Here is a 2,654-nt window from a genome sequence, read left to right as displayed (position 1 = left end):
GGCCCTCCTGAAATGGCTCGCCTCGCTGTAGACGTTATGTGGCCGGCGCTAGCGGCGCTCGTCTGTGGATCCGGGTGTTCAGAGCCGCGCGACCGCCGCCGGCCACATAACCATGCCGGCCACACAAGTGCGACAACCCGAAGACCGCGGTGCTCTCGGTCTGCCGGTACGAGCCCGAGCTCAACCCGGCCTATCAAGAGATGGCGGCCCACTACGGCGTGGTGGTCCTCCCGGCCCGGCCCCGCCGCCCCCGGGACAAGGCGAAGGTCGAAAACGCCGTCCAGCAGGTCGAGCGCTGGATCCTCGCCCCGTTGCGCCACCAGACCTTCTTTGGGCTGGAGGCGTTGCACCGGGCCGTCCGGGAACAACTCGAGGGGCTCAACAGCCGGCCGTTTCAGAAGCTGGAGGGCTCCCGCCGAGAGCTCTATGAGAAGCTAGACAAGCCGGCCCTTCGGCCGCTGCCTGCCCAGCGCTACGAATACGCCGAGTGGCGCAAGGCCAGGGTGAACATCGACTATCACGTGGCCGTGGCCGACAACTACTACTCCACCCCGTACCAGCTGGTCCACGTGGAGGTCGACGTGCGGCTGAGCGCGACCACGGTCGAGATCTTCCTCAAAGGCCGGCGGGTCGCCAGCCACGTGCGCCTTTCCGGAAAGGGCGGCTACAGCACGGATCCCGCCCACCGGCCAGCCGCCCACCGGCGCCACCTGGAGTGGACGCCGTCTCGGCTGGTGCACTGGGGGGAAACGGTGGGGCCCTATACGGCCCAGCTGGTGGAGGCCATCCTGCAAAGCAAGCCTCATCCCGAGCAGGGCTACCGGGCCTGCCTGGGGCTGTTTCGGCTGGCCAAGCTCTACACCCCGGCTCGCCTGGAGGCGGCAGCCCGCCGGGCGTTGGCGGCCCAGGCCATCAGCTACCGCAGCGTGCAGTCCATCCTCCAGGTGGGGCTCGACCAGGTGCCCTTGGAGCCGGAGGTTCAAAGCCCACCCATTCACCACGCCCACGTGCGCGGCAGCGCCTACTACCGGGAGGAGGTCGTCTGAATGCTGGTGCAGCCGACCCTGGAGAAGCTACGGGCCATGCACCTGCTGGGGATGGCCGAGGCGCTGGCCCACCAAAGCCAGCAGCCCGACATGGGGCGCCTTTCCTTCGAGGAACGCCTGGGTCTTTTGGTGGACGAGGAGTGGACGTACCGGCAAAACCGGAGGCTGCAGCGGCTGCTCAAAGAGGCCAAACTGCGGCTGGCGGCCGTGCCGGAAGACATCGACTACACCGCGTCCCGGGGGCTTGACCGTCCTACTGTGCAGACGCTGCTGCGGGGAGAGTGGATCCGCTCGCATCAGAGCGTGCTTATCAGCGGGCCGACAGGCGTAGGCAAGACGTTTCTGGCCTGCGCGCTGGCCCATGCGGCGTGCCGCCAGGGCTTCAGCGCCCGCTACTACCGGCTCTCCCGGCTGCTCTCGGAGCTGGCGCTGGCCAGGGCGGACGGCTCCTACCCCAAGCGCCTGGCCCAACTGGGCCGCACGGAGGTGCTTGTGCTGGACGACTGGGGGCTGGCGCCCCTGAATCCCTCCGAAGGGCGGGAGCTGCTGGAGGTGATCGACGACCGCGCCCAACGCCGGGCCACCATCGTGGCCAGCCAGCTCCCTATCGAGAACTGGCATGGGGTCATCGCCGACCCTTCGATCGCCGACGCCATCCTAGGTGACTGCTCGGAAACCATACCCCATGGGGTATAAGCTGATGAGGTTTGAAAAGTGGAAACCCAATGAGTGGCGCCGGCAGATTCTCTCAGACAATGAGCGACGATTTGGGTGAAGAGTGTCACTCCGGCTTTGTTTTGCTTCGTAAGCCTTGCGTCCGCGCCTATTTCCGTGGTACGATGCGACTGGAAACCACCTCCGGGCAGGGAGTGGGTGGCCGTGCTGGGTCTCCGAAACCGCCAGACCACCTTCGACGACATCACCTGGCGACAGCGCATCCCCCGAAACTCCTACTGGTGGCGGCTGCACGACTGGGCGGTGCAGAACCTGGACGAATCGATGTTTGCTCCCCTGTTCGATGCCCGCACCGGCAGGCCTTCGGTGAGCCCGGTCCACACGTTTCTGGCGCTTTTGATCCAGATGGAGAAGGGCTACTCGGACCGGGAGATGGAGCAGGAATCCCGCTTCGACGACCGGGTGAAGCTGGCGATTTTGGCGGGGCGGGACTTTGAGGGCATCGATGCGGTGACGCTGTGCGACCACCGCCGGCGCTTCCTGCAACATGGGGTCGCGGCGGCCATGCTGGAGCGGACGCTGGCCTCGGCGAAGCAGGCGGGGCTCTTTTCGCCGGAGCGCTCCCAGATCGTCGACTCCTTTCTGATCCACGGCGGGGCGGCCGTGCAGGACACCTACACGCTTATCCGCAAAGCCGTCGTGCGGGTCCTGGCGGTGGCCCGGATGCACGAGCTGGACGGTGCGCTTTCGGCCGTGCTGAAGCGCACCGACTACCACGAGCCGGGCAAGCCCAGGATCGACTGGGACGACCCGGAGGCCCGCCGACAGCTTCTCCAGGAGCTGGTCGACGACGCGTTGGCCCTGGTGGCGGCGGCGCGGGCGCTTTCGAAAGTGCCCGAGGACTTGAAGGCCATGGTGGACCTGCTGGAGCGA

General features: G+C 66.9%; 3 protein-coding genes. All 3 read left to right on the top strand.

The window, feature by feature from the left end; translation table 11 throughout:
* The first annotated feature begins 149 nt into the window (after positions 1–149).
* Positions 150–1,046 carry a hypothetical protein gene (locus AB1609_20645; GenBank protein MEW6048853.1) on the top strand — a complete coding sequence of 299 codons (897 nt, stop codon included), beginning with the start codon at positions 150–152 and terminating at the stop codon, positions 1,044–1,046.
* On the top strand, positions 1,047–1,742 hold the full coding sequence (istB, locus tag AB1609_20640) for an IS21-like element helper ATPase IstB (GenBank protein ID MEW6048852.1): 696 nt from the start codon (positions 1,047–1,049) through the stop codon (positions 1,740–1,742).
* Between the two features lie 183 nt (positions 1,743–1,925).
* On the top strand, positions 1,926–2,654 hold a 729-nt coding region (locus tag AB1609_20635), incomplete at its 3' end, for a transposase (protein ID MEW6048851.1).

The sequence above is a fragment of the Bacillota bacterium genome (genome assembly GCA_040754675.1).
Taxonomy (GTDB): Bacteria; Bacillota; Limnochordia; order Limnochordales; family Geochordaceae; genus Geochorda.
This window is presented reverse-complemented; position numbering and strand designations above follow the sequence as displayed.

Coding starts and splice junctions, on each gene's coding strand:
- istB (MEW6048852.1), top strand. CDS start 1,047: ATGCTGGTGCAGCCGACCCTGGAGAAGCTACGGGCCATGCACCTGCTG.